Raw genomic sequence first — 25186 nt, forward strand, 5'->3', positions numbered from 1 at the left:
GATCCGGCTGTCAGGTCTGCTTGCCCAGCACGGGCGACAGATCGACGAAATGCCGCGCTGGCTTTTGCGGATCGACCAGAACCTTCAGCTTGCGGCCCTCGAGCTGGGCCGTCGGGTCGACCCAGATTGGCTCGCTCTGGTAGCGCTGCAGCTGGCCGGTCTGCGGGTCGGGGCCTTGGGCGACCACTCTGAAGGGGTGCGCGCCGTTGATCTCTACGCTACGATCGAGATAGACATGCAGGAAATCCGCATCGACTGGCCGGCCAAAGCGTTGCAGCCAGATGCGCTTCCGGTTCCTGGTGATGATGATGACCAGGAACGTGCCGCCGATGATCGCGAACACGAAACCAAGACCTGAAAACAGGCCTGGCAGGAAATAGCGGCCCCAACCATCGTTGATGACAGCCGAGGACGGCGCTTGCGGATCATAGAGCACGTCAACCTTGTCGCCCTTGGAAAAGCGCGGCGGGTTGGCGCTGATCGAATCCGCCATTTCCTGGCTTTGGCCATTGGCATCGGTAAATTGCACGATGGCGGTGAAGGTGGTGCCATCATCATCGTGACCACGCTTGCGGGCGAGATCGGTCACGACGCCTGGCGCATGGATAGCGCGGGCGGCAAACTGGTGGTCGCTGTAAAACAGCCAGCCGCCGGTGACGAGAAAGGCAAGGCCAATCAATGTGAAGACATAGCCAATCCATGTCATGATCTTGCCCATGCTGAAAACTCTCCTGGAAATGACGCAGACTATCTCAGCGGAGATAGGGCGCTTCTCAAGCCAAGCCAGTTGTTTAGCCATGAAATTTCAGCGAATCAATCAACTGATCCCGGTCAGGCGGCCTGGGTTCTCGCGAAGGGAACAAGCATGCCACGGCCCAGGCTTTTGGCGCGGTAAAGCGCGATATCGGCAGCGCGGGTGAGCTGCGCGGTCTGCGTGCCATGGTCCGGAAACAGGCTATAGCCGAGGCTGAGCCCGACAAAAAGCCGTTTTCCCTCGAAGAGAACAGGCCTTTCGGTGCAGGCGATCAGACGCTGGGCAAGCCGCTCTGCGCTTAAGCCCGGCGCCTCGTCGTCGTTGCAGACGAACAGGAATTCGTCGCCGCCAAGCCGTGCGGCGAAGCCATTGTCGCCCAGGACGGCACGAAAGCGACCAGCCAGTTCTCGCAGCACCGCATCGCCAGCAGCATGGCCATGCGTATCGTTGATCTCCTTGAACAGGTCGAGATCGCCGATCAGCAAGGCAAAACGACCTTCGCCTGTCCGTGTCAAAGCAGGTCCACTACGCTCGGCGGCGCCACCGTCCTGCCCAGCACCCTCTTGCGTCTTTGCCGAAGCCTTCGCCGAAATTAGCTGGTCAAGCTGGATTTCGGCGCTGGCACGGTTGGCAAGCCCGGTCAGATTATCGTGGGTGGCGAGATAGGCCAGCTTTCGCGCGGCAGCGATCTGCTCGGTGATATCCTGCTGCACGGACAGGATCATCCGATCCTCGATCAATCGGTCTTCGACTGCGATGATGTGATCGTTGATGTCCAGCTGGAACCGGCAGACGCCACCGTTCTGACGCAAGCGTTCGACCAATGTGCGGAAATGTTCGACGGGATCGGTGTTCCAGGTGGAAAGGATATCGAGCCGGATGAGATCGTCAAAGCCGAGGGCCGCGGACCATTGTGCGGCAGGTCCGTGCAAGGCAAGGAACGGTCGGTTCAAAAACAGCGGCGTACCATCCAGACGCAGCAGCCCGACCGCCACGCCCATGTTTTCCATCGCCAACGCCATCGCCTCGTTATGCCCAATCTCGATGCGTTGCGAAGCGGTCTTCTCGTCCATCGCTTTCCCTCGTTTACGCCTTAAATTTACATCACAGTTGCTAACCTTTGGTTGTTTTTTTCACGCATATTGTTGCGAGTCACCGATCTGCTGCGGCCCGCAGTTATGGGCTCAAGCTCTCGACGAACTCTTGGGAATTCCCCTTGCCGCCCGGATAGGCTAATGATCATGGTCTGCGTCCCGCGCAAGGCGCGAAACGGCCGATGCCGCAGGAGAACAGATGCTGGAAACCTCGCCCCCCGAGATCTTCGACTGCCAGAGCTGCGGTGCCTGTTGCGCCTATCAGGCGGACTGGCCGCGCTTTTCACTGGAAAGCGACGAGCAGCTGGCGGCTATCCCCGAACAATTCGTAGCCGCCGACTTGAGCGGCATGAAATTCGACGTCGATGCTTCAGGCAAAGGGCGCTGCGCGGCGCTGACGGGAACGCTTGGCAAACATGTCGGCTGTGCGGTTTACGCCGTGCGCCCGCAGGTCTGTCGCGACTGCATGCCCGGCGATCCCGAATGTCACATGGCCCGCAAGGCGCTCGGTTTTGCGGTGGAGGATCTGCCGGATCCGGACGTGTATTACGGCTGACACAGGGTTGCTCTATGGCTGGAACATTATACCGTCCAAGGGATTAACCGGAGAAGGAAACTTCACAAGAGCGCGTGAATTTGCCATTCGGCAGGTTGCCTCTTGTCCGCCGCACTCCTATGGTCCGGTATCCTACGATTTCCATACTCGATGCCAAGAGGAGATTTTATCATGGCTTTCGAACTTCCCGCCCTTCCCTATGCCTACGATGCGCTCGGCCCGTTCATGTCAGCCGAAACGCTGGAATTCCACCACGACAAGCATCACCAGGCCTACGTCACCAACGGCAACAATCTGCTGAAGGATTCGGGCCTGGAAGGGCTGTCGCTGGAAGAAGTCGTCAAGCAGTCCTACGGCAAGAATGCCGGCCTGTTCAACAATGCCGGCCAGCACTACAACCACATCCACTTCTGGAACTGGATGAAGAAGGACGGTGGCGGTAAGAAGCTGCCCGGCAAGCTCGAAGCCGCAATCGCTTCCGACCTCGGCGGTTACGACAAGTTCAAGGCTGATTTCGTCGCCGCTGGCACCACCCAGTTCGGCTCCGGCTGGGCCTGGCTCTCCGTCAAGGACGGCAAGCTCGAGATCTCCAAGACCCCGAACGGCGAAAACCCGCTGGTTCATGGCGCTTCGCCGATCCTCGGCGTCGATGTATGGGAACATTCCTACTATATCGACTACCGCAATGCGCGCCCGAAATACCTGGAAGCCTTCGTCGACAGCCTGATCAACTGGGATTATGTGGCTGAAATGTACGAAGCCGCAACCAAGTAAATCGACGATTTATCGTCAGATCGAAGCCCGGCCGCATCGCGCGCCGGGCTTTTTCGTTTTAATGGATGATGTGATCGGAGCCTTAGACAGATGATTGATTTCGCAGCCATGTCCGAGGACGACTATCGCCGCTATCTGAATTATTTCGTTCCGGACTACGCCGCCGAAATCGTGTCGAACTTCGGTTGCAGCGAGCCGGATGCGGTTGAAAGGGCAAAGCACGAGATCTCTGACATGCTGCCGCATGGACCGCAAACGCCCGGCCAGACGCTGCGCTGCATCGTGGACACCACGCTAAATCAGTCGATAGGCTATCTCTGGTATCGGCCGGATGAGGCGGCACAACAGGTTTTCATTCTGGATTTTTATATCTTTCCTGCCCATCGCGGCAAAGGCCAAGGCAAACAAGCGCTTACGGCCCTGCAGGCCCAGCTTGCGACAGCAGGATATCGAGAGATCAGGCTCCGGGTCGCAGCAGATAACGACAGCGCCCGTCACGTCTACGAGACCAGCGGCTTTCGCGTTACGGGCTTCAACATGGCAAAGCAGATCGGTGGTTCGTGATCGCCTATTTTCTGGCCGTCTTGTCAAAGGTGTCGCGCGCGGAAGCAATGGAGGCATAATTGTCAAAGGCCCAGTTGCCGAGCGCCTCGATGGGCTGGCGCAGCGAATGGCCGAGATCGGTCAACTCGTAGTCCACTCTTGGCGGAATCGTCGGAAAGACGGTGCGCTTGACCAGCCCGTCGCGCTCCAGGCCACGCAGGGTCAGCGTGAGCATGCGCTGGGAAATGGTGCCCACCTGGCGCTTCAGCTCGTTGAAGCGCTGCGGGCCGTGGGCCAGCGTCATCACGATCAGCACGCTCCACTTGTCGCCGACGCGGGCGAGCACGCTGTTGACGGCTTCGCAGCTGCTACGCTTATGTCCGCCCGAAATCGCCACATCGGGGGCCGATGTGGGTTCTGATGCGGTTACATCGATGTGCCCGAGTTCCAACAGTGTGCCTCCTTGCGCCGAGATTCCAGTTACCATAAGTGTCTCGGTATCGAATTTATACCACAAGGAAAGGTCGATGACCATGAAACTTCTGCATCTCGATTCCAGCGTGCTCGGTCCCTATTCTGTCAGCCGTGATCTGTCGGCTTCGGTCGTTGCCAAGCTGACCGGCGACACCTCGGGCGTAGAGGTTAGCTACCGCGACCTCGCCGCAAACCCGATCCCGCACCTGTCCGGCCTGACGCTGGCTGCTGCCATGGGCAATTACGATGCCAGCAACGACGAAGCCACCAAGGCCGATCTGGCGCTGGGCGGCGAAGTGATCGAACAGTTCCTGGCTTCCGACATCGTCGTCATCGGCGCCGGCCTCTACAATTTCAGCATTCCGAGCCAGCTCAAGGCCTGGGTTGACCGCATCTGCGTTGCCGGCAAGACCTTCAAGTACGGCGCCAACGGTCCGGAAGGCCTGTGCGGCGGCAAGCGCGTCATCGTCGCGCTCGCACGCGGCGGCGTTTACAGCTCCGGCCCGGCCGCAGCTCTTGAACATGCTGAAACCTATCTGACGGGCCTGTTCAGCTTCCTCGGCGTCACCGACATCACCTTCGTCATTGCCGAAGGTGTCGCCATGGGCGACGAAGCCAAAGCGGCCGCCGTCAAGGGCGCCAAGGACTCGATTTCGGCTCTGAAGGCCGCCTGATCAACTCACGACGGGTTGAATGACATGAAGCGCAGCGGCATCCCGCTGCGCTTTTTTCGTTATGATGAAGCTTTACGGCGCCAGCTTTGCCCAGCGCTCATGATCCCGCCATTCACCGCCGATCTTCAGGTAGCGGCGGGAAAAGCCTTCCTTTTCGAAGCCGCAGCGCTCGACCAGCGCGATAGACCGTCGGTTGCCCGGCTGGATATTGGCCTCGATGCGGTTGAGGCCGATCTCGTTGAAGGCATAGACCGTGACCGCCTCCAGCGCGTCCCGCATCAGCCCGCGCCCGGCAAAGGCAGCCATTCCGTAATAGCCGAGATAGGCGCTTTTGAAGTTGCCGAGCGCGATCTGGCTGATGGTGAACACGCCGACCACGCCGCCGCTCTCCGCCTCGCGGGCCACCAGCCCGACTGTTGCACCCGTCACCGTCTGGGCAAAGTAGGCGTCGAAACCGTCGAGATCGATGAAGGGCGAGACCCAGGGCGCATGGTGGTCGCGGCTTGCCAGATTGGCGGCCACGAGGTCGGGGCCGTCGGCACGGCGGACGGGCAAAAGCGTAATTGATGACATAATGGCTTCCAGGTCGAGAGGTCTGGCTTTAACACTTTGAGAAGGATAACTATAATTTTGATTTACAAATCTTAATTGTCTCTACATCTACTTTACTACTAAGGCATGTTTGAAAAATTTCATCTCGATCATTTTTATCTTCGAGTGGGGCTGAGTAGCTTCTACAAGATCGTGAAACCTCGCGAAATTCTGAACATGCAAATTCCACATCTTCGCCATATGCTTTTCCCGACCGAGCCTCCGAGGTAAAAAGGTCAGAATGCGGGAAACTATGTTTTTGTTGCACATAGACCCCGTCTGCATCCCGCACATACTCTTTTCCGTTGTGCCAACCTCTCGTAGGAGGGGTCTCGGTACAATTTGATAAAGTAAAAGGAATAATCAGTAAGAATGTAGCTGCGAAAAAGCGCATTTCGACCGCCTTCAAGGCGCGAGAGATAAACATCTTTGCTTGACCGTCTCTAAATCTTCTTTTCTTCTGTCTACACCCCTTTTTAGGCACTCCTTAAGAGTTCCTTGAGTTGAGATGCTTGTCGCCGACTTTCGGTCAAATATTCCGGGACATGGGCGCAAGCCGACGGCACTCTCGAACGTGCATGTACTCAATTTCTCCAAAGAGTCGTTCCAATCGCCAGGAAGTAGAACGACCGCAGGTAAGCCAAATAAGAGCATGCGACAACACAGCACTAATCTCTTCAACAAAACATTCCCCCACGCTCGACAATGTCTTCGCCGACTATGCGCATATCTCCGCAGGCTGAGCGAATTCAACGGCTCGAATCCGAAGAGGATCATGTCACTCTTGGATCAGCTTTTCTCAACCCTGGATTTTATCCTTAGCCAAATCAATCGACGAATGATCTTTCAATTTCGTTACTTTGATAGATGGCGAAGGGGCTGGATCTGACGCTGTAGGAACCTGTGATTTGTGATATACAGCCTTCTGACAGATTGACTGGCTTTTATGCCTGGGGACGAGACTCGACAAGCGCCGGCCGTCATGCTGCTGTTACAGCACCGCCCTATCCCCTGCGAGACCGCAACAGCCCGCGATATCCGACCCATGCCCCAGCTTCGACTCGGCCTGATCGCCGATCCGCAATATGCCGATCTGCCGCCCAATCTGGCCGCCAATCGCTACTACGCGAAAAGCCTCGAGAAATTGCGGGCGGCCGTTGAGGTCTTCAATGGTGAGACGCTCGATGCGGTGCTGCTGCTGGGCGATCTGATCGATCGGGACTTCAAGAACTTTGCCCCGGCCCTGCGCGTGCTGGAAGACCTGCGTCATCCGCTGATCGCGCTGCCCGGCAATCACGATTTTGACGTTGCGGATGCGCAAAAATCTGTCGTGCGCGATGCGCTGGCCATGCCCGCACCTTATTATGACCTGGTGATCAACGGCATCAGGCTTGTGATATCAGATGGCTGTGAGGTCTCGACCTTCGCCCACGCCGCAGGCGATCCGGCGCGGGAGGTTGCGGTGCGTCAGCTCGGCGCGCTGAAGGCAGCCGGAGCCGCCAATGCTGAACATTGGAACGCTGGCATGAGCCGCGACCAGATCGACTGGCTGGCGAGCCGGCTGAAGCTGGCGCAGGCAGAGGGGCAAAGGGCCCTTGTGTTCGGCCATTATCCGCTGCATCCCATGACCGATCACGCGCTGTGGAATGCCGAGGACGTGGCGAAGGTGATTGCCGATGCCCCGGCCGCCGTGGCCTATATCAACGGCCATGACCATCGTGGCGGCTATGGCGTGCTTGATGGCACCCATTTTATTACCTTGAAGGGCATGGTCGATGGCGAGACCGATACCGCCTATTCGATCCTATCGCTTGAGGCCGACCGGCTGGCGCTGACGGGCTTTGGTCGCGAGGAAAACAGGCTTTTGCCGCTGGCGTCGGAGGCGGACAGAAGCCTTTCTGATATGACATTTATATCAAATAGATAACTGATAATGGGACTTGCGCTTGTTGCCCGCTTGTGACTTTATTTGAACTTCGACTTCGCTTCACGATGCGTTCATCGCGGCGACAGCATCTTATGGTGCATGATGCCCGAGTTTGTCAGGGAAAACTGCAATACGGTTTTCCTGAAGAAACAGACGACAATACTGGAATCGAGAGCCCTGTCTGGTTCATCAGACGCTGACAGGCGCAAGTTTTGGAAGCGCCGCAAGGTCGGCCGAAAGGGAGAATGATCATGAGATCTATGATTGGGATGAGGAAGCTCGCGACCGTGGCGGCCATCGGCCTCTGTCTTGGCGCCGGCCTCGGCAGCGCTGCCGGTGCCGCCGACGAGCCGCAGGTGGTGCGCGCCGGAATGATGAAGAAAATGGGCGGGGCCATGGGCCAGCTCGCCGCCATCGCAAAGGGCGACAAGCCCTATGACGCCGCCGTGGTCAAGACCTCGCTGACGACGATGGAAGAGGTGGCCAAGGCCTTCCCGGAACAGTTCCCGAAGGGCTCCGAGACCGGCTTCAACACCGAAGCCAGCCCGAAGATCTGGGAAGACATGGCCACGTTCAAGACCAAGGCCAAGGCGCTTGAAACCGCCGCCGCCACCCAGCTCGCCACCCTCCCCGCAGACCAGGCCGGCGTTGGCGCTGCAGTGAAAAGCATTGGCGGCCTCTGCGGCGATTGCCACCAGTCGTTCAGGCTGAAGAAATAATTTTATCCCACGACGATACCCGTCCGGGATGCCGGGCGGGTTTACCGACAAGGGGTTAAAAGCATGGCTCGACGGGCAAAATTCGGTATTGTGGCAGCGGTGATTGCAGGGGCGGCGCTGGTTGGCGCCTATGTCTTTGCGGTCGCTCCGCACCGCCAACCCGCTACGCTGTGGGCGCAGACCACGGCGCCGGACCTTGCCAATGGCAAGCGCATCTTCTTTGCCGGCGGCTGCGCCAGCTGCCATGCCGCACCCGGCGCCAGCGGCGATGCCCGGATGGTTCTGACTGGCGGCGTCGCACTGAAAACCCAGTTCGGCACGTTCCACGCACCCAATATTTCCCCTGATCCGGAGGCCGGCATCGGCAACTGGACGCTTGCCGAGTTTGGCGACGCGCTAACGCGCGGCATCGGCCGCAACGGCGAAAATCTCTATCCGGCCTTTCCCTACACATCCTATGCGCGGATGAAGCCGCAGGACGTGGCCGATCTCTATGGCTACCTGAAAACCCTGCCGGCCAGCGGCAATGTCGCGGCTGCGCACGAGTTGAGCTTTCCCTTCAACCAGCGCATCGCGCTGACGGGCTGGAAATTTCTGTTCTTCAGCGAAACGCCTCGGGTGACCCTGGCGTCGGACGATCCGCAGGTGCAGCGCGGTCAATATCTGGTGGAAGGCCCCGGCCATTGCGGCGAATGCCACACACCACGCAACGCGCTGGGCGGGCTGAAGACCGATCAATGGCTGGCTGGCGGCCCCAATCCCGAAGGTGAAGGCCGCATTCCCAACATCACCCCCGGCTCCGACAGCATCGGCAAATGGTCGGCCGAAGAGATCGCCACCTATCTGGAAACCGGCTTTACCCCCGATTTCGACAGTGTCGGCGGCTCGATGGTCGAGGTGCAGAAGAACATGGCAGAACTGCCGGCCGAAGACCGCGCCGCGATTGCCGCCTATCTGAAGGCCATTCCGGCGCGCTAGACCGCGCTGGATATGCCCCCAAAATTTCCGCCTGATGACGTGAACCAAACGGATTTTCGTTTGTTTGGTCGTTCGGAGGAATGCTGTCGGTCCATTGGAGGGCCCGGCTAAATCGAGGGGGAGACTAATGCAGATCAAAAGAGCGATCGAGACCATTCCGGGCGGCATGATGCTGGTGCCGCTATTTTTAGGCGCGCTCTGCCACACGTTTTCGCCGCAGGCCGGCGCCTATTTCGGCTCTTTCACCAATGGCCTGATCAGCGGCACCGTGCCGATCCTGGCCGTCTGGTTCTTCTGCATGGGCGCCTCGATCCGGCTCGATGCGGCGGCTCTGGTGCTGCGCAAATCAGGAACGCTGGTGCTGACCAAGATCGCCACTGCATGGGTGGTGGCTTTTGTTGCGGCGCAGTTCTTCCCGGACAATGCTGTTGGCACCGGCCTGCTATCGGGGCTGTCGGTGCTGGCCATCGTTGCCGCCATGGATATGACCAATGGCGGGCTCTACGCCTCGATCATGCAGCAATATGGCACCAGCGAAGAGGCCGGCGCTTTCGTGCTGATGTCGGTGGAATCAGGGCCGCTGGTGACGATGATCATCCTGGGAACCTCAGGCCTTGCCTCGTTCCAGCCGCAGGTGTTTGTCGGGGCCGTGCTGCCGATGCTGATCGGCTTTGTACTCGGCAATCTCGACAAGGAACTGCGGGTGTTCTTCACCAGGGCGATCCACACGCTCATTCCGTTTTTCGCTTTTGCGCTCGGCAATACGATCAATCTGGCGGTGATTGTAGATACTGGCTTCACCGGCCTGCTGCTCGGTGTCGGCGTCATCGTGGTGACAGGCCTGCCGCTGATCCTGGCCGACCGGCTGATCGGCGGCGGCGATGGCACGGCGGGCATTGCCGCCTCCTCCACCGCAGGTGCCGCTGTCGCAACGCCGGCGCTGATTGCCGAAATGGCACCGCAGTTTAAGGCCGCAGCCCCGGCGGCCACTGCGCTCGTGGCCGCATCCGTTATCGTCACTTCGGTGCTGGTGCCCGTGATTACTGCGCTTTATGCCCGGGCCATGCGCGGCGCACCCGAGGAGCAAGCGGATCTCGAAACAGACGAAGCGCTGGCAGAACCCGATATCAGTGCTGGATGACCGGATTGCGCGACCATTCCTGCAGCGTGGTCTTGATCAGCACCAGCGCTGCATGACGGGCGGAGTCCCGCTCCTGCGGATCGACAATGCCAGACAGCCGCGTTTCGAATGAGCCGACCGTTTCGCGCACCCAGCGATGCAGGGCGGGATCGGACTGCCGGTCGAGCAGTGCGCGGATGGCGCTTTCCATGCGCCGGTTTTCCGTGGCGATTGAGTGTATTGGGGCCAGTGAGGGGGCCGGATTACGTGCCGAAGCCATTGATGTCGTCGCTTTCACCTTCTTCAAGAAGGTCTAATATAAAAGTCGGGGCTTGCCTCAGGCATGCCCATGAATGGATGTGTGGTGGAGATCAGGAGCCATGCGTCCCGCCGGAGAGATGGAGGCAAAGGGATTTCAGCGAAACTCCGCCGCAAAGCCTTGCATTTCCATCTCGGCCTCTGATGTCCAAGCACCAATCGCCTTCAAGACCTCCACTGTGAAGGTAAAGGGCGAGGTGCCGGGCGCGGTGACAATGCCACCATCGAAGACCGCCTGGGGCTGATCCTTGTAGAGCGCTTCGCCGCTATAGCCGCCATAGGCCTTGTGCGAAGCAAGGTTGTTGCCGGTATGGGCAACCGTGTTGAGAATGCCGGTGCCGGCCAGTGCACTTGCGGCAGCGCAGATGCCGGCGACGGTCTTACCCTGCGCCCGAAAGCCGTGAACGACGCCGGTCAGGTCCGCCGCCCTGCCCTTTTCCCAGCTCATGCCGCCTGGCACAACCAGCGCATCGAAGTCTTCGCCGGCCAGATCGCCATAGGCACAGTCCGGGGTCACTCTCAGGCCGCCCATGGAGGTGACCGGTGCGCCATCCGGCGTGGCGGTTACGATCTCAAGCCCGAGAAAGCTGCGACCAACGGCGGTCAGCAGCGCGATTTCCCAATCGGCGAAGTCTTCGGCCAAGGCGATGGCGATGCGTGTCATGGTCCTCTCTCCCATCCGTCTCGTAACGTTCAGGCCAGCGGCTGCAAGAAGCGCATGCCCGTGACCGGGCGCGGAATGAAATCCAGCTGCTCGTAGAAGCGATGGGCGGCGAAATTGCCTGTGGTGGCGGAGACCGAGAGATAATCGCAGCCCTGGGCGCGGGCGCAATCACGGGCGCGGGCAACGAGATGCTGGCCGATGCCATTGCCACGCTGGCCGTCGCGCACGTAGAGATGATGCAGTTCCATGCCGCGCTGGCCTTCCGTTGCCCTGTAGAGCGGGATCAGGATGGCGTAACCGATCAGCTCTTCACCGGCATCGGCCACCAGGGCGGTGATCCAGGGCATGGGGCCGAACAGATCGCGCTTCAGCGTCTCCAGCGTCATGGCAGATGCATCGCCATGATGGGCGGCGAGCGCTGCGATCATTTCGGTGAGTTCCGCCAGGTCGCTTGGACGCGCATGGCGAATGCTGACCAGCGATGGTCGTGGCAAGGTTATGGTGCTGTCTTCGGTCATTTGTCTCTTCCCCTTTAAAATTCCGCCGTCAGGGAAGCTCGTTCAAACAACAAGGCCGCCTGACGGCGGCCTGTTGACATAGTGATCTGTCAGGCCGCCGGTTACCGGTAGGCCCAAAAATACGTGCAGGAAATGGCGGTGCGCGTGTCGATCATGGTGGAATGAATGCGCCCGGCTGAGGCAATTGTCAAGCGGGCGCATTGATCTGCCCTCAAGCCTCGCAGGACCGCACCTCCCGGCGCCGGTCGAGCGCGCCGCTCCACAGCGTCAGGCCGGCAGCGCCAGCAACCAGGATGGCGCCGACCAGCGGTGTGGTGCCAAGGCCAAGCGGCGAGGCCACGATCTCGCCACCAACCGAGGCGCCGACGGCAATGCCGAGGTTGAAGGCAGCAATGTTGAGGGCGGAGGCGGTGTCGACGCCATCGGGCCGAAAGCGCTTGGCGAGTTCGACCACATAGAGCTGCAGGCCCGGCACATTGGCGAAGGACAGGAAGCCCATGGCGGCAAGGGTCAGGAGGGCGGGAATGGTGGCTTGGGCGGTGAAGAAGAACAGGATCAGCGCCAGCGTCTGGGCGGCAAACAGCCAGGCGAGCGCCTTGACCGGATCGGTATTGGCCAGTCGGCCACCGGCTAGATTGCCCGCCGCAATCGCTACGCCGTAGAGAACCAGCACCAGGCTGACGCTGCCGGCGGCAAAGCCGGTGATCTCCTGCAGAATGGCAGCGAGGAAGGTGAAGGCCACGAAGGTGCCGCCATAGCCGAGCGCCGTCATGGCGAAAGCGAGCAGCAACCGGCCGGAGCCGAGCACCCGCAGCTGATCGATCAGCCGGCTCGGCTCGCCCCGGGGCAGCGTCGCGGGCAAGAGGGCGGCGATGCCCAGCAAGGCGACGAGACCAAGGCCGCTGACAGCGAGGAAAGTGGCGCGCCAGCCAAACGTCTGGCCGATCAGCGTGCCGAGCGGGACGCCGGTGACGATGGCGACCGTCAGGCCCATGAACATCAGGGCAATGGCCGAGGCGCGACGGTTTTCCGGCACCAGCCCGGCAGCTATGGTGGCGCCAACCGAGAAGAACACGCCATGGGCAAAGGCGGTCAGCACGCGCCCGACCAGCAGCAGAGCAAAGCTGGAGCTGAAGGCCGCCAGCAGATTGCCGGCGATGAACAGCAGCATCAGCGACAACAGCAGCATCTTGCGCGGAAAACGGCTCGTCAACGCCGTCAACACAGGCGCGCCGAAGGTGACGCCGAGCGCGTAGATCGAGACGATCATGCCGGCGCTTGGCAGGGTAATGCGGAAATCCGCGGCGATGGTCGGCAGCAGGCCGACGCTGACGAATTCGGTGGTGCCGATCGCGTAAGCGGCGATGGTCAGGGCAAACAGGGCGAGTGGCATGGGTGTCATCCTTATCAAGCCAAGGAAATCTCTCCGCCTTCATATCGGCCGATCGGGCTTGCTTGATAAGCTGCTATAATGGACAATCACCTTGGAATTGAATTCATAGGTGAAGACATGAACAACCGCTCTGGAGAAATGCAGGTCTTCGTGCTCTCGGCCGAGCTGAAGAGCTTTTCGGCTGCCGGGCGCAAGCTGGGGCTGACGCCTTCAGCGGTGAGCAAGCTGGTCAGCCGGATCGAGGATCGGTTGGGGGTGCGACTGCTTTTGCGCAGCACGCGCACGCTTGAACTGACGCCGGAGGGCGAGCTTTATCTCGCCCGCGCCCGCGTCATTCTTGAAGAGATCGAGGCGGCGGAACAGCTGGTGGCCTCCGGCACCGATGAGCCACGCGGGGTGCTGCGGGTCAACGCGTCCGTCGGGTTCGGGGAAAACTGCGTGCTGCCGCTGATCGGCGACTTCCTGGCGCTCTACCCGAAAGTGGAGCTGGAACTGACACTGACGGATGGGGTGATCGACCTCGTCGGCGAGCGTGCCGATGTGGCCATCCGGGTCGGGCCGATGAAGGATTCGACGCTGATGGCGCGCAAGCTGATGCAGGGGAGCCGGGTGATTGTCGCCTCCCCCGCCTATCTCGCCCGCCATGGCCAGCCGCATCATCCTGACGATCTCGACACCCAGAATTGCCTGGGCTTCACCTTCCGCCGTTTCGAGGAGGGCTGGCCCTTCCGGGATCCCTTGAGCGGCGACCGATTTCTCAAAGCCGTCAGCGGCAATATCCGTGTCTCCAACGGCGCCATCATGCGCCGCCTCTGCCTCGACGGCGTCGGCATCGCCCGGATCGGCCGCTTTCACGTGGAGGAAGCGGTCAAGGCGGGCTTGCTGACCGTCCTGCTGGAGGACTGGCATGTCGGCGATATCGAGGAAGTCCACGCCGTCTATGTCGGCCACGACCACCTCGCCTCGCGCATCCGCGCCTTTATCGGCTTTTTAACGCAAAGGCTGGAGAACAGGTCCTATCTTTGATGTGGCGGCTGGTTTGAGCCGAGGCATGAGACCGCAACAGGTGGAGCCTGATCGCGATGACGGATTTGCAAGGTGCGGTGCTTTTCACGGCAATGTTTGCCGTTTTCCAGCTGGCCATCCACTTTTTGCCCAATACGGGACGGGCACTCCGAAAGCGCGCCTGCTTCTATACGAACGATGGGAACATCGCCTTTTATGTCGATCAATTTTCTACGCGTCAGGGCAAAGTGGACTATGCGTTTGCCGGTATGTTCGGATCCATATTTTCATGTCGGGTCGACTCTCAGCACATGAACATTCTGCTCGACCAACTCAGGACACTCCGCGACGACATAGATACCGGCGCCTATTGTGTTGGCAATCCCGATCAGACGCCGTGGGAGAAGCCGAAGGGCTCACCGCTTTTTGGGCGCAAGTACACTGTGCTCAAGCGATATTGGTTCATCAACGACATCAGTGCCGAAAATCGGCAGAAATATCATAATCATCTATTCGACATCTCCATCTGCAACGACGCAGCGGGACATTTCGCCCTGTTCGAACTTCCACCAGAACCGGAGAATGTCCGGCGGACCCGGATTTCACTCGAGGACATCAAGAAGGGCTGCGACGAAGTGCTGGGCGCATTTGCAGAAGATTTCGCCGAAGCTTGAGTGAACCCGCTCGACTGGCTCCTTCGCTTGCCGCTCACTTCACCGCCGAGATCGCATACCTGTGCTGTGTTGCCCGTTCCAAACCTTTCAACAGGCCGAAATTAACCCTCTGCGCCCTGTTAATGGCGCTGAGGTCGGTGTCGACGGTGATGTTGGAGAAGCCGGCCTGTTTCAGGAGATCCACTACGGCTTCCGCCCGCGCCCCTTGCGAAAAATAGACCTGCGATAGAATGGCCTTATGGGTGGCGGCAAGGTCGGCGCTGGTTGGGCCGTGATGGGCCGTGGGCTTGGCAAGGCCGAGGCGGGCTGCGAGTTTAGCGATGAGGCTGGTGATCTTGGCGAGCGGGCTTGGATTGACGAAATCGCCATCGACGATCAGCACGCGGCCGCCGGGTTTCAGCACGCGGTGCCATTCGCGGAAGGCACCGAGGGGGTCGACCAGCGTCCAGACCAGATGCCGGTTGGTGATCGCATCATAGGTGGCATCCGGCTCCATCGTGCTTTCGGCATCGCCGATCAGGAAACGAATGCTGCGGCCCCGCGTCTTGGCCTTGGCGCGGGCGCGCTCCAGCATTGGCTCGGCCCAGTCCATGCCGGTCACTGAAAATCCGAGATCATCAAGCAGGTGCGAGACGACGCCGGTGCCAGAGGCGAGGTCCAGCACCTTGCGCCCTTCCCCCACACCCAGATGCTTCAAGATCAGCGCGTGCCAGGCGGCGCGTTCGGCTTCGGAGAAGATTTCATGCCCCGGTTGGCTGTCGAAAGTCTCGGCTCGCGCTGACCAATAGGCCTTGATCTCATCTTTCAGATGATAATTCTGCTGCATCGCCGTCTGCGTCATGAACCGGTCCCAACCCCGTAAACTGGACTTCGTCAGGTTCAGACCGAACCTGAAAGTCCCTCGCTTTTCTTGTTTTCGTTGTCTGTTCGGGAAAACCGGTAACTGCATTTCCCTGACAAACTCTAGCTGGAATCCTTCTAAAAGATAATTCTTGACTGGCAAAGTCATAAAATCATAAATCCACGGCGAGTGCAGCGCAGGGGCTGAACCGGAGCCCGGTGGGGACGCCGTTTCGCGCTTTCGCCCGTGCTGCAGGACAAACGACATTTTGGAGGCAAACGTGTTCAACGTTCATGGGGTGGCTTGCGCCGCCGCGCTTTCGCTCGCGCTTTTTTCAGGCGCGGCAGAAGCCGGCGAATTGGTAAAGGTCAAGGATATTACCGGCCGTGAGGTCGAGGTCAGCGTGCCCGTCGAGCGGGTCATTCTCGGCGAAGGCCGGCAGATCTATTTCACCGCAGCGCTCGATACCGATACGCCGTTCAAGCGCATCGTCGGCTGGCGCGACGATTTCCAGAAGGCCGATCTCGACGGCTATAATGCCTATCTCGAAAAATTCCCGGAAATGGGCAAGATCCCCACCTTCGGCGGCATGAAGGACGGCACGTTCGACATCGAGCAGGCGGTGACGCTGAAGCCCGACGTGATCATCATGAATATCGACGCCAAGTCGGCGACCGAGGAAAGCGGCTATATCGAAAAGCTGTCCAAGGTCGGCATTCCCCTCGTCTATGTCGACTTCCGCGAGAAGGCGATGGAAAACACCGATCCGTCGATGCGGTTGATCGGCAAGCTGTTCGGCAAGGAAAAGCGCGCCGAGGAATTTGTCGAGTTCCACGACACGCAGATCAAGCGGGTGACCGACGTTCTCGCCAAGGCGAAAGACCTGAAGAAGCCGCTGGTGTTCATGGAACGGGCCGGCGGCTATAGCGACGATTGCTGCATGTCCTTCGGCAACGAGAATTTCGGCAAGATGGTCGAACTGGCCGGCGGCACCAATATGGCCGGCAAGATCATTCCCGGCACGTTCGGCACGGTCAATCCCGAGCAGATCATCGCCTCCAACCCGGACCAGGTTATCGTGACCGGTGCCAATTGGGAGCTTTACGTGCCCGGCGGCAAATGGGTCGGCGTTGGCCCCGGCGCCGACAAGGCGCTGGCCACCAAGAAGCTCGCCGCGCTGATGCAGCGCCCGGCCTTCACCGACATCAAGGCGGTCAAGGACGGCAATGTCCATGCCATCTGGCACCAGTTCTACAACAATCCCTACCAGTTCGTTGCCGTGCAGCAGATCGCCAAATGGCTGCATCCTGAACTCTTCAAGGATCTCGACCCGGAAGTCACCTTCAAGGAATTGCACGAGCGCTTCCTGCCGGTTGCCTATCGCTCGGGCTATTTCGTCTCGCTGAATACGGGGTTGTGAGGCATCGGTGGCTGGCGGGCGGAGGCGGTGACACCACCTCTGGCTTGCCAGCCGATCTCCCCCACAAGGGGGAGAGGACTCGCGATGCCGTCGCGCCTCGAAATGGGCGAGAACAGTGCGGCAACTCTAGCCCCTCCCCCTTGTGGGGAGGGGCTGGGGAGGGGTCTAGCTCCGATGAAAAAGTCAGAGGGATGAACGGCATTTCCGGTCGCCTTCCGACATGTGCATAAAGAGGTTTGTTAATGCATATCAAATGGATCGCCAGGGCGCTTGTCGCTCTTTTGCCGTTTCTGGCGCCCGCCGCTTTCGCAGCCGAGATCACCGATGTCGCAGGCCGTACGGTGACGCTTGAGCTGCCGGCAAAGCGGGTTCTGGTCGGCGAGGCCCGGCAGATCCATACCATTGCGGCGCTGGCCGGGGATAAGACCTTCGACCACATTGTCGGCTGGCGCGACGACATGGTGAAGAAAGACCCGGACAGTTACGCCGCCTATCTGGAGCGCTTCCCAGAGATCGCCAAGCTGCCGCAATTCGGCTATCTGCCCCAGGGCGGCTTTAGCCTGGAAGCGGCAATTGCGCTGCATCCTGATGTGCTGACGCTCAATCTGGAAGTGCTGCCGGCGGCGCGTGAAAGCGGGCTGGAGGAAAAGGCTGCAGCAGCCGGTATTCAGGTCGTCTATGTCGATTTCCGCCTCGATCCCGACAAGAATACCGAAAAATCCATCGCAATTCTCGGCCAGATTTTTGGTGCCGACGACAAGGCCAAGGAACTGATCGCTTATCGTCGCCAGCAGATCGCCATCGTGACCGACCGGCTGGCGGCAGTGAAGGACCTGAAACGGCCAAACGTGTTCATGGAGCGTGCGCCGGGCAATGATGCCGAAGGCGGCTGCTGCCGCACCTTCGGTCCCGTCAATTTCGGCCAGATGGTCGAGATTGCTGGCGGCCACAACATTGCCTCCGACATCATCTCCACCACCTTCGGCGAGATCAGCATCGAACAGCTGATCGCCTCAGATCCCGACCAGATCGTTGTGACCGGCTCCAACTGGCTGGCGGAATCCAAGACCAACCGCTTCGTGCATGTCGGACGCGGCGCCGATCCGACCAAGGCCCGCGCCAAGCTCAAGACGCTGATCGAGCGCACCGGCTTCGACGGCATAAAGGCGGTGCGCAACCGGCAGGTCCATGCCGCCTGGCACCAGTTCTACGGCGTGCCTTATGAGTTCGTGCCGATCCAGCAATTTGCCAAATGGTTCCACCCTGACCTGTTTGCCGATCTCGACCCGGACCGGACTTTCCGGGAGTTTCATCAGAAATTCCTGCCGGTCGCCTACAAGCCCGGCTATTTCGTCTCCCTCGACCCTGCCCAGGACGCCCCAACATCTGAGAAAGGCTCGAATTGATGGCCCTATCCATAGACCTCGCCGCCAAGCCTGAGGGCCGCAGCCAATACCGGGCGCTCACCGCTCGGCGTGTTACCATTCTCCTCTGCCTGCTTGGCGCGCTTGCGCTAAGCGTTGCCACCGACATGGCGCTGGGGCCGGCACGCTATACGCTGTCGCAGGTTCTCTCGGCGATCTTTTCACCCAGCAGCGTCAGCAACCAGATCCGGGTGGTGATCTGGGATATCCGCATGCCGATCGCGCTGATGGCAGTCACCGTCGGCGCCTGTCTGTCGCTGGCAGGCGCGCAGATGCAGACCATTCTCGCCAATCCGCTGGCAAGTCCGTTTACGCTCGGCATTTCCGCCGCCGCCGGCTTTGGCGCGGCGCTGGCGCTGGTCGGCGGCATCGCCGTCTTCCCGGCGGCCATCGAATTCATGGTGCCGATCAATGCCTTCCTGATGGCCATGCTCGCATCGCTGTTCATCTACGGCGTCTCGACCATGCGCGGCGTGACGGTCGAAACCATCGTGCTGCTCGGCATCGCGCTGGTCTTTACCTTCAACGCGCTTCTGTCGCTGCTGGAATATCTGGCCTCCGAACAGGCGCTGGCCGCAGTGGTGTTCTGGACCATGGGCAGCCTCACCAAGGCAACCTGGATGAAGGTCGGCGTGACCTTTGCCGTGCTCGTTATCTCCGTGCCGCTGTTTGCGCGCCGCGCCTGGGCGCTGACGGCGCTGCGGCTCGGCGACGACAAGGCCGCAAGCCTTGGTGTCAATGTGCGGGCGCTGAGGCTCGAAACCATGATGCTGGTCAGCCTGCTGGCCGCCATTCCGGTCTCCTTCGTCGGCACCATCGGCTTTGTCGGCCTGGTCGGGCCGCATATCGCCCGCATGCTGGTCGGTGAGGATCAGCGCTTCTTCCTGCCGGGTTCTGTCATCTGCGGCGCACTGCTGCTGTCGGTGACCTCTGTCGTGTCGAAAATGCTGATCCCCGGCGCCATTCTACCGATCGGGGTCATCACCGCCTTGGTCGGCGTTCCCTTCTTCTTCTCGCTGATTTTCACCAACAGGAGGCGCGCATGGTAAGCCTGAAACTTCAGGATGTCGGCGCCCGCTATGGCCGCGCTCAGGTCTTCCAGGATATCAGCACCGACTGGCTGACCGGCGGCGAAATGACCGCGCTGATCGGCCCGAATGCCGCCGGCAAATCCACCCTGTTCAAGCGCATTGCCGGGCTGATTTCCGGCCCGGGCGTGGTCACCGTCGAAGACGTGCGCGACGGCCACCGGCCGATCTGTTACATGCCGCAGGACACCGGCGCCAATGCGGTTCTGACCGTCTATGAAAGCGTGCTGCTCGCTGCAAAGCAAGGCGGTGGCTGGCGGGTGGCCGATGGCGAATTGCAGGATATAGACCGGATTCTGGCAGCGCTGCGCATTTCCGATCTCGCCTTTCGCGATCTCGGCGCGCTCTCCGGCGGCCAGCGGCAATTGGTGGCGATTGCCCAGGCGCTGGTGCGCAAGCCGGAAGTGCTTCTGATGGACGAGCCAACCTCGGCGCTCGACCTGTTCCGCCAGATCGAAGTGCTGGAATTCATGCGCAAGATCGCCAGGCGCGAAGGCATTGCCGTGCTGATCGCGCTCCACGACCTCAACCACGCCCTGCGCTATTGCAGCCGCACACTCGTCATCGGCGGCGGCAAACTGATCGCGTCAGGCCCGACCGAAGAGGTCATCACCCCCACCCTGTTGCGCGACGTCTACCGCGTCGACGCCCGCATCGAAGCGTGCAGCCAGGGGCGGTTGCAGGTGATTGTCGATGGGGCGTTGGTGTGAGATGCTGATACATACACGCTTAACTTAAGCTATTGACGACAGACACACTATGCGCGAACTATGCGCCTATAGTGTGTGGGGACGTTATGAGCACAATCGAAGAAAGTTTAAGGGCGATTTCTGAAAGAGTGAAATCGCATTCAAGCAGTATGGCGACCGAAGAAGCAGTGAAGACGGCAGTCGTTCTGCCGTTTTTGCGAGCTCTTGGCTATGATGTCTTCGACCCTAGCGAGGTCGTGCCAGAATTCACGGCCGATGCAGTGGGGAAAAAAGGCGAGAAGGTCGATTACGCGATCAAGATCGACAATGAAATCCGCATATTGATCGAATGCAAACCAATCTCGACACTTCTGGAGAAAAAACACCTCGATCAATTGTATCGCTACTTCAGTGTTACAAACGCTAAATTTGCAATTTTGACTAATGGGCGTACGTTCAATTTTTACACAGATCTTGACGCACCAAATAAGTTGGACACTCGACCTTTTCTTGTGTTCGATATTGCCGATTTCAATTCCAGCATCATCGCGGAACTGAAGAAATTCGAGAAAGCCTCTTTCGATGTAACAGCCATTCTCGCAACGGCAGAGAGGCTGAAATACACGTCGGGCATCAAGCAGGTTATCGCAAAGCTAATCGAAGATCCCAGCGAGGATTTTGTTCGGATTGTCTCGAGCGGCGTCTACGAAGGGCGGATAACGTCCCAAGTCCGCGAGATGCTAACTGGAGTTGTTCGGTCTGCCTTCCGCGAAGTCATTATGGATACGGTTAAAAACAGGTTGTCGAGTGCCCTTGCGGAAACTGAGCAAGTGATTGAGACCATTGATCAACCCGTTGAAGAGGCCCAGGACGTCATCACCACGGATGAAGAACGAGAGGGCTACATGATCGTGAAGGCGATTGCCCGGGAAGTTATCAGTCCCGCAAGAGTGGTTATGCGTGATCAAAAGACCTATTGCGGCATCTTAATCGACAACAATAATCGAAAGCCTCTGGCCCGGCTTTGGTTCAACCGATCCGTCAAGTATATAGGTCTTTTTGACGGAGAGCAGGAAGAACGGGTTATCATCAATTCGCTGGACGGGATTTACGAATACAGTGAGCGACTGCGTGCAACGGCGAAGCGTTACTGTGAAGCCTGAGGTCTAACTATTCTGCGCATGCTCAACAGAGAGACGGTCAAGCCTCTGGTGGGTTGCGAGAACCGAGCCGCATCGTTGACAAGTTCGCGTAAATTACGTATTTTACGTAAATATTGCAGGAGATCAACGATGGCGCATCAAGTTCCAGCCAGTGCATTTTCTCGGCAGTTCGGCAAGATCCGCGAGGACGTCTACGAAGCCGGTGTGATCGAGGTCACCGCGCATGACCGCGTGGTCGGCGCTTATATCAGCCCGAAGGAATTGGAGCGCTTCAACAGGTTGAAAAAGATGGAGCGGGACGTCGTCACCTTCAGCGACTTTGACGACGATATGCTGGCGGAGCTTCGCGACACTCAGTGGGGCGTCATCTCTAAGTGAATTATCCAGACCCCGTTCCCGGTCTCGTCATTCGCTACAACTACCTCTGGCGAAAAGACGAGTTGGAAGGCTTTGCGCTAGGTGAAAAGGACCGCCCCTGTGCCATCATCCTCGCATCGCGAAAGACCGGACTGGTCACGGTCATTCCGATTACACATTCGCCTCCCGAACCTGGCGAGGAGCATCTTTCCATAGAAATTCCTCTCGACATCTGCAGGCAATGCGGCCTGGATAGCGGTGGGAATTATATTCGGCTTGGCGAGACCAACCGATTTCTCTGGCCTGGAATCCATTTACGACCGCTTCTCTCTGATCCGTCCAGGATCGATTACGGAGTGCTTCCGAAACCGTTTTTCGAATCCGTCATGGCCCGCGTCATCGAGATGGTCGAAAAGCAGATGGTCAGCCTGACCAAGCGAAGTTAAGCCTTCGTGCCACGCAGTTTCCGGCACCCCTCACCCCCCCAAACAGCCGCTCGTCTATCGCCCGCAGCGCATGGTCCACGTGCCCCTCCTGCACGAGATCGGCTTCGTCTCCGACCAGGCTGATGGAAGGCATGCCATCCAGCCGCACTTGCAGGGAGGGGCTGAGGCCCTCTTCGATACCCTGGGCCAGCAGGTCGTAGTAGCGGGTGCCGGGGCCGGTGATGATGACAGGCAAGGTCTCGTGCAGGCTGAAGACCCGCGACAGGCCCTGGCCGAGCGCCAACCCCGCCTGCCGGAAGGCATATTGGGCGGTGCGGTTGCCCTGGCGGGCGGAGAGCGCGATCTTGTCCATCTCGGTGATCGGCACGAATTTGGCCGGGATGGTGTCGGGGCGCACTTCAAAGGCCATGCGCAGGATGCCGTAGAAGCCAGCGGCGGCCTCGATGCAGCCGCGCGCGCCGCAGCGGCAGAGCTTGGTATCGGCGGTGTTGAGCATATGGCCGAAATTCGGGGCGGTGACCGCGACCGTTCCATCCGGCATCGGCCGAGCAATGCCAAGGCCGATGCTGTGGCCGAGTGACAGCGCAAGCAGGCCACGGAAAGCCCCGTCCTGGCTGTCCAGGCGCCGGGCTAGGCCGTGGGCAACCAGTAGGGTTTCATTGCTCACAAGCGTCAGCGCCCGCTCGAAACCGGCAAGACCGGCGGCGAAATCGAGCGGCTGGCGGCCAAAGACCGGCGACCAGATCAGCCGCGCCCCCGCCGGATCGACAATGCCTTTGGAGCTAACCGACAATGCCGCCACCGTCTCCGGCGCCAGCTTGGAGCGGTCGGCAAGCCGTCCAAGGCTGCGGGCGAGCCCCTCGACAAAGGCCTCGACGGAGACATCAATCTGGCGCGGCTCCTCGATGCGGTCCATCAGCGTGCCGCGATAGTCCGACAGGGAAAAATGCAGCCGGTCGGAGGTGATGCGCACCGCCATGACATGGGCGAAACCCCGACGGCGCGACAGCAGAACGCGCGGCCGGCCACGCGCGCCAGCCACTTGCTGCTCGTGCCGCTCGATGACGCCGGCCTGTTCCAGCTCGCCGGTGATCGCGGTTACCGTCGCAGAGGCAAGCCCGGTCACGGCGGCGATGTCCGTATGGGCCATGGCCGGAGCGGCCCTGAGCGCGCTCAGCACCAAGGCCGAGTTCTGCCGGCGGATCTGCTCGCTGCTGGATTTCATCAGCATCGATCGGCCGACCCTTTCCTATTCTTCGTCTTGACTGGCGAAAGCACATGCCCCTCCCAAAGCATCTGTTTCAGTCTGCGTTCACGCTCTGCCTTTTCTCCCTAAAGGTTTCGCTTAACCACCCTTCAACCATATTGACAGGCTGAAAATCTTCTGCCAGTTATTTTCTCGACTGTCGAGAAAAACAATCATCGGCCCGCAAACGGGCATGGGGTTGGGGAACGGAGACAGTTTTCCGGCAGTGCGGCGGCGGACGAGGAGGTCTGCCCGCGCTGCCTTCACCTGGGGAGGTTTACAATGAAATCCGTTTTGAAACTGATGGCAGTTGCTGCCGTCTTGACGACCGCGCATGTGCCTGTCTATGCCAAGGACCTGGTGATCGGGGTCTCCTGGTCCAACTTCCAGGAAGAGCGTTGGAAGACCGACGAGGCCGCCATCAAGGAAGCGCTGAAGGCCTCCGGCGCCAAGTATATTTCCGCCGATGCCCAGACATCCGCCGCCAAGCAGCTTACCGATATCGAAAGCCTGATTTCGCAGGGCGCCAATGCCCTTATCGTGCTGGCGCAGGACTCAAGCGCCATCGGCCCGGCCATCGAAAAGGCCGCTGCTGAAGGCATTCCAGTCATCGGCTATGACCGCCTGATCGAAAATCCGAGCACCTATTACATCACCTTCGACAACAAGGAAGTCGGCCGGCTGCAGGCCAAGGAAGTGATGAAGGTCAAGCCATCGGGCAATTACGTGTTCATCAAGGGCGGCTCCACCGATCCGAACGCCGATTTCGTGTTCTCCGGGCAGATGGAAGTGCTGAAGGATGCGATGTCCGCCGGCAAGATCAAGAATGTCGGCGAAGCCTATACCGATGGCTGGAAGCCGGAAATCGCCCAGAAGAACATGGAGCAGTTCCTGACCGCCAACAACAACAAGGTCGATGCGGTCGTCTCGTCGAACGACGGCATGGCCGGCGGCGTTGTCGCAGCGCTGGAAGCCCAGGGCATGGCCGGTTCCGTACCGGTTTCCGGCCAGGACGGCGACAAGGCAGCTCTCAACCGCGTTGCGCTCGGCACCCAGACCGTATCGGTCTGGAAGGATAGCCGCATGCTCGGCAAGAAGGCCGGCGAAATTGCGGTGGCTCTGGCCGGCGGCAAGAAGATGAGCGAAATCCCTGGCACGATCCAGTTCAAGGGCGGCTCCAAGGGCGTGGACATGAGCTCGCAGTTCCTGATGCCGCAGGCGATCACCAAGGACAATCTGAAGGTCGTTCTCGACGCCAAGTGGATCGACAAGAAGACGCTGTGCCAGGGTGTGAAGGCCGGCGCGGTCGAGGTCTGCAAGTAAGATCGGTGATATGGGCCGCGGCGCAAACGCTTGCGCTGCGGCCTATATGATCGAACCGGTTCCAGTTCGCAGCGCAAATAGTCGTGGCTTCGCCCCCCTCATCCCCCTGCCGGGACCTTCTCCCCGCTGGGGAGAAGAGACCAAAGCCATAGCCCTCGGCCTTATTCTGATGTTGAAAAAGGGCTCTGTTCGCTTCTTACAGCAACAGAGAAAGCGCAGACGGCGCTGCAAATCTCTTCTCCCCAGCGGGGAGAAGGTGGCGGCAGCCGGATGAGGGGGCGGCGAAGCCGAACAATGCGCCTATCCGCAGGCGAGAGATGGCTTTCAAAGCGAGGCGTGACTGGAAGTCCTTCAACATCCCATGCCGCCGCACCCCAAGTGTGCGTCGATGCGCCTGCCGTAAGTTCATAGAG

28 protein-coding genes are annotated in these 25186 nt (G+C 59.8%); 18 read left to right on the plus strand and 10 right to left on the minus strand.

Going from position 1 to position 25186, the window contains the following annotated elements; translation table 11 throughout:
• Positions 1-10 precede the first annotated feature (10 nt).
• The gene (locus BJF91_RS23740) at positions 11-718 is read right to left on the minus strand and encodes a DUF3592 domain-containing protein (RefSeq protein ID WP_075616954.1); all 708 of its coding nucleotides are present in this window, start codon (positions 716-718) and stop codon (positions 11-13) included.
• 113 nt (positions 719-831) lie between these two features.
• Positions 832-1827 carry a GGDEF domain-containing protein gene (locus BJF91_RS23745; protein WP_075616955.1) on the minus strand — a complete coding sequence of 332 codons (996 nt, stop codon included), beginning with the start codon at positions 1825-1827 and terminating at the stop codon, positions 832-834.
• A gap of 220 nt (positions 1828-2047) precedes the next feature.
• Between BJF91_RS23745 and BJF91_RS23750 the strand changes: the two genes are divergently transcribed.
• From BJF91_RS23750 to BJF91_RS23760, 3 genes are all read left to right on the plus strand, one after another.
• Positions 2048-2404, plus strand: coding sequence for a YkgJ family cysteine cluster protein (locus tag BJF91_RS23750; RefSeq protein WP_075616956.1), 357 nt, complete (start codon positions 2048-2050; stop codon positions 2402-2404).
• Between the two features lie 171 nt (positions 2405-2575).
• Positions 2576-3178 (plus strand): superoxide dismutase, encoded by a 603-nt coding sequence (locus tag BJF91_RS23755; protein ID WP_075616957.1) that lies wholly within the window; start codon positions 2576-2578, stop codon positions 3176-3178.
• 90 nt (positions 3179-3268) lie between these two features.
• Positions 3269-3742, plus strand: coding sequence for a GNAT family N-acetyltransferase (locus tag BJF91_RS23760; RefSeq protein WP_075616958.1), 474 nt, complete (start codon positions 3269-3271; stop codon positions 3740-3742).
• Positions 3743-3746: 4 nt separating this feature from the next.
• On the opposite strand, the gene BJF91_RS23765 is transcribed toward BJF91_RS23760, so the two are convergent.
• Complete coding sequence (locus BJF91_RS23765; protein WP_139310842.1) at positions 3747-4208, minus strand: winged helix-turn-helix transcriptional regulator; 462 nt, start codon at positions 4206-4208, stop codon at positions 3747-3749.
• 46 nt (positions 4209-4254) lie between these two features.
• Here BJF91_RS23765 and BJF91_RS23770 point away from each other — a divergent pair, with 46 nt between their 5' ends.
• Positions 4255-4869: an FMN-dependent NADH-azoreductase gene (locus tag BJF91_RS23770; RefSeq protein ID WP_075616959.1), complete on the plus strand. Its 615-nt coding sequence runs from the start codon at positions 4255-4257 to the stop codon at positions 4867-4869.
• 72 nt (positions 4870-4941) lie between these two features.
• Here BJF91_RS23770 and BJF91_RS23775 read toward each other — a convergent pair whose 3' ends face one another.
• On the minus strand, positions 4942-5442 hold the full coding sequence (locus BJF91_RS23775) for a GNAT family N-acetyltransferase (RefSeq protein WP_075616960.1): 501 nt from the start codon (positions 5440-5442) through the stop codon (positions 4942-4944).
• A 1063-nt stretch (positions 5443-6505) separates the two neighbouring features.
• Here BJF91_RS23775 and BJF91_RS23785 point away from each other — a divergent pair.
• The 4 genes from BJF91_RS23785 to kdgT all read left to right on the plus strand — a co-directional run bounded on the left by BJF91_RS23785 (position 6506) and on the right by kdgT (position 10225).
• Positions 6506-7387: a metallophosphoesterase gene (locus BJF91_RS23785; RefSeq protein ID WP_075616962.1), complete on the plus strand. Its 882-nt coding sequence runs from the start codon at positions 6506-6508 to the stop codon at positions 7385-7387.
• Positions 7388-7647: 260 nt separating this feature from the next.
• Positions 7648-8106, plus strand: a complete 459-nt coding sequence (locus tag BJF91_RS23790) for a c-type cytochrome (RefSeq protein ID WP_162843920.1) — start codon at positions 7648-7650, stop codon at positions 8104-8106.
• Between the two features lie 63 nt (positions 8107-8169).
• Positions 8170-9084 carry a cytochrome c gene (locus tag BJF91_RS23795; protein ID WP_075616963.1) on the plus strand — a complete coding sequence of 305 codons (915 nt, stop codon included), beginning with the start codon at positions 8170-8172 and terminating at the stop codon, positions 9082-9084.
• Positions 9085-9211: 127 nt separating this feature from the next.
• Positions 9212-10225, plus strand: a complete 1014-nt coding sequence (gene kdgT, locus BJF91_RS23800; protein ID WP_075616964.1) for a 2-keto-3-deoxygluconate transporter — start codon at positions 9212-9214, stop codon at positions 10223-10225.
• On the opposite strand, the gene BJF91_RS23805 is transcribed toward kdgT, so the two are convergent.
• From BJF91_RS23805 to BJF91_RS23820, 4 genes are all read right to left on the minus strand, one after another.
• Positions 10212-10415, minus strand: coding sequence for a hypothetical protein (locus tag BJF91_RS23805; RefSeq protein ID WP_075616965.1), 204 nt, complete (start codon positions 10413-10415; stop codon positions 10212-10214). The two genes, kdgT and BJF91_RS23805, sit on opposite strands and share 14 nt — an antisense overlap.
• Positions 10416-10619: 204 nt before the next feature.
• Complete coding sequence (locus tag BJF91_RS23810) at positions 10620-11186, minus strand: type 1 glutamine amidotransferase family protein (protein WP_075616966.1); 567 nt, start codon at positions 11184-11186, stop codon at positions 10620-10622.
• 29 nt (positions 11187-11215) lie between these two features.
• Positions 11216-11704, minus strand: a complete 489-nt coding sequence (locus BJF91_RS23815) for a GNAT family N-acetyltransferase (RefSeq protein WP_075616967.1) — start codon at positions 11702-11704, stop codon at positions 11216-11218.
• Between the two features lie 211 nt (positions 11705-11915).
• The gene (locus BJF91_RS23820; RefSeq protein WP_075616968.1) at positions 11916-13097 is read right to left on the minus strand and encodes an MFS transporter; all 1182 of its coding nucleotides are present in this window, start codon (positions 13095-13097) and stop codon (positions 11916-11918) included.
• Positions 13098-13214: 117 nt separating this feature from the next.
• On the opposite strand from BJF91_RS23820, the gene BJF91_RS23825 reads away from it, so the two are divergent.
• Positions 13215-14123, plus strand: coding sequence for a LysR family transcriptional regulator (locus BJF91_RS23825; protein WP_075617066.1), 909 nt, complete (start codon positions 13215-13217; stop codon positions 14121-14123).
• A gap of 56 nt (positions 14124-14179) precedes the next feature.
• Positions 14180-14776 carry a hypothetical protein gene (locus BJF91_RS23830; protein ID WP_075616969.1) on the plus strand — a complete coding sequence of 199 codons (597 nt, stop codon included), beginning with the start codon at positions 14180-14182 and terminating at the stop codon, positions 14774-14776.
• A 34-nt stretch (positions 14777-14810) separates the two neighbouring features.
• Here the strand turns inward: BJF91_RS23830 and BJF91_RS23835 are convergent, their stop codons facing one another.
• Complete coding sequence (locus tag BJF91_RS23835; protein ID WP_075616970.1) at positions 14811-15617, minus strand: class I SAM-dependent methyltransferase; 807 nt, start codon at positions 15615-15617, stop codon at positions 14811-14813.
• A 280-nt stretch (positions 15618-15897) separates the two neighbouring features.
• On the opposite strand from BJF91_RS23835, the gene BJF91_RS23840 reads away from it, so the two are divergent.
• The 7 genes from BJF91_RS23840 (at position 15898) to BJF91_RS23870 (ending at position 22204) form a co-directional block, all read left to right on the plus strand.
• The gene (locus BJF91_RS23840) at positions 15898-17037 is read left to right on the plus strand and encodes an ABC transporter substrate-binding protein (protein WP_075617067.1); all 1140 of its coding nucleotides are present in this window, start codon (positions 15898-15900) and stop codon (positions 17035-17037) included.
• 242 nt (positions 17038-17279) lie between these two features.
• Positions 17280-18443: an ABC transporter substrate-binding protein gene (locus tag BJF91_RS23845; RefSeq protein WP_075616971.1), complete on the plus strand. Its 1164-nt coding sequence runs from the start codon at positions 17280-17282 to the stop codon at positions 18441-18443.
• Positions 18443-19510 carry a FecCD family ABC transporter permease gene (locus BJF91_RS23850; RefSeq protein WP_075616972.1) on the plus strand — a complete coding sequence of 356 codons (1068 nt, stop codon included), beginning with the start codon at positions 18443-18445 and terminating at the stop codon, positions 19508-19510. Before BJF91_RS23845 ends, BJF91_RS23850 begins: the two co-directional genes overlap by 1 nt.
• Positions 19504-20259, plus strand: coding sequence for an ABC transporter ATP-binding protein (locus BJF91_RS23855; RefSeq protein WP_075616973.1), 756 nt, complete (start codon positions 19504-19506; stop codon positions 20257-20259). Before BJF91_RS23850 ends, BJF91_RS23855 begins: the two co-directional genes overlap by 7 nt.
• 86 nt (positions 20260-20345) lie before the next feature.
• Positions 20346-21401, plus strand: a complete 1056-nt coding sequence (locus BJF91_RS23860) for a type I restriction endonuclease (protein ID WP_075616974.1) — start codon at positions 20346-20348, stop codon at positions 21399-21401.
• 129 nt (positions 21402-21530) lie between these two features.
• Positions 21531-21779, plus strand: coding sequence for a hypothetical protein (locus tag BJF91_RS23865; protein WP_075616975.1), 249 nt, complete (start codon positions 21531-21533; stop codon positions 21777-21779).
• Entirely contained in the window at positions 21776-22204 is a 429-nt protein-coding gene (locus tag BJF91_RS23870) for a hypothetical protein (RefSeq protein WP_075616976.1), read from the plus strand. The genes BJF91_RS23865 and BJF91_RS23870 overlap by 4 nt, the downstream gene beginning before the upstream one ends.
• Here BJF91_RS23870 and BJF91_RS23875 read toward each other — a convergent pair.
• The gene (locus tag BJF91_RS23875) at positions 22182-23435 is read right to left on the minus strand and encodes an ROK family transcriptional regulator (protein ID WP_075616977.1); all 1254 of its coding nucleotides are present in this window, start codon (positions 23433-23435) and stop codon (positions 22182-22184) included. The two genes, BJF91_RS23870 and BJF91_RS23875, sit on opposite strands and share 23 nt — an antisense overlap.
• Before the next feature lie 297 nt (positions 23436-23732).
• On the opposite strand from BJF91_RS23875, the gene xylF reads away from it, so the two are divergent.
• Positions 23733-24773 carry a D-xylose ABC transporter substrate-binding protein gene (gene xylF, locus BJF91_RS23880; RefSeq protein WP_075616978.1) on the plus strand — a complete coding sequence of 347 codons (1041 nt, stop codon included), beginning with the start codon at positions 23733-23735 and terminating at the stop codon, positions 24771-24773.
• Positions 24774-25186 lie beyond the last annotated feature (413 nt).

The organism is Gillisella taibaishanensis (assembly GCF_001938985.1).
Classification (GTDB): Bacteria; Pseudomonadota; Alphaproteobacteria; order Rhizobiales; family Rhizobiaceae; genus Allorhizobium; species Allorhizobium taibaishanense.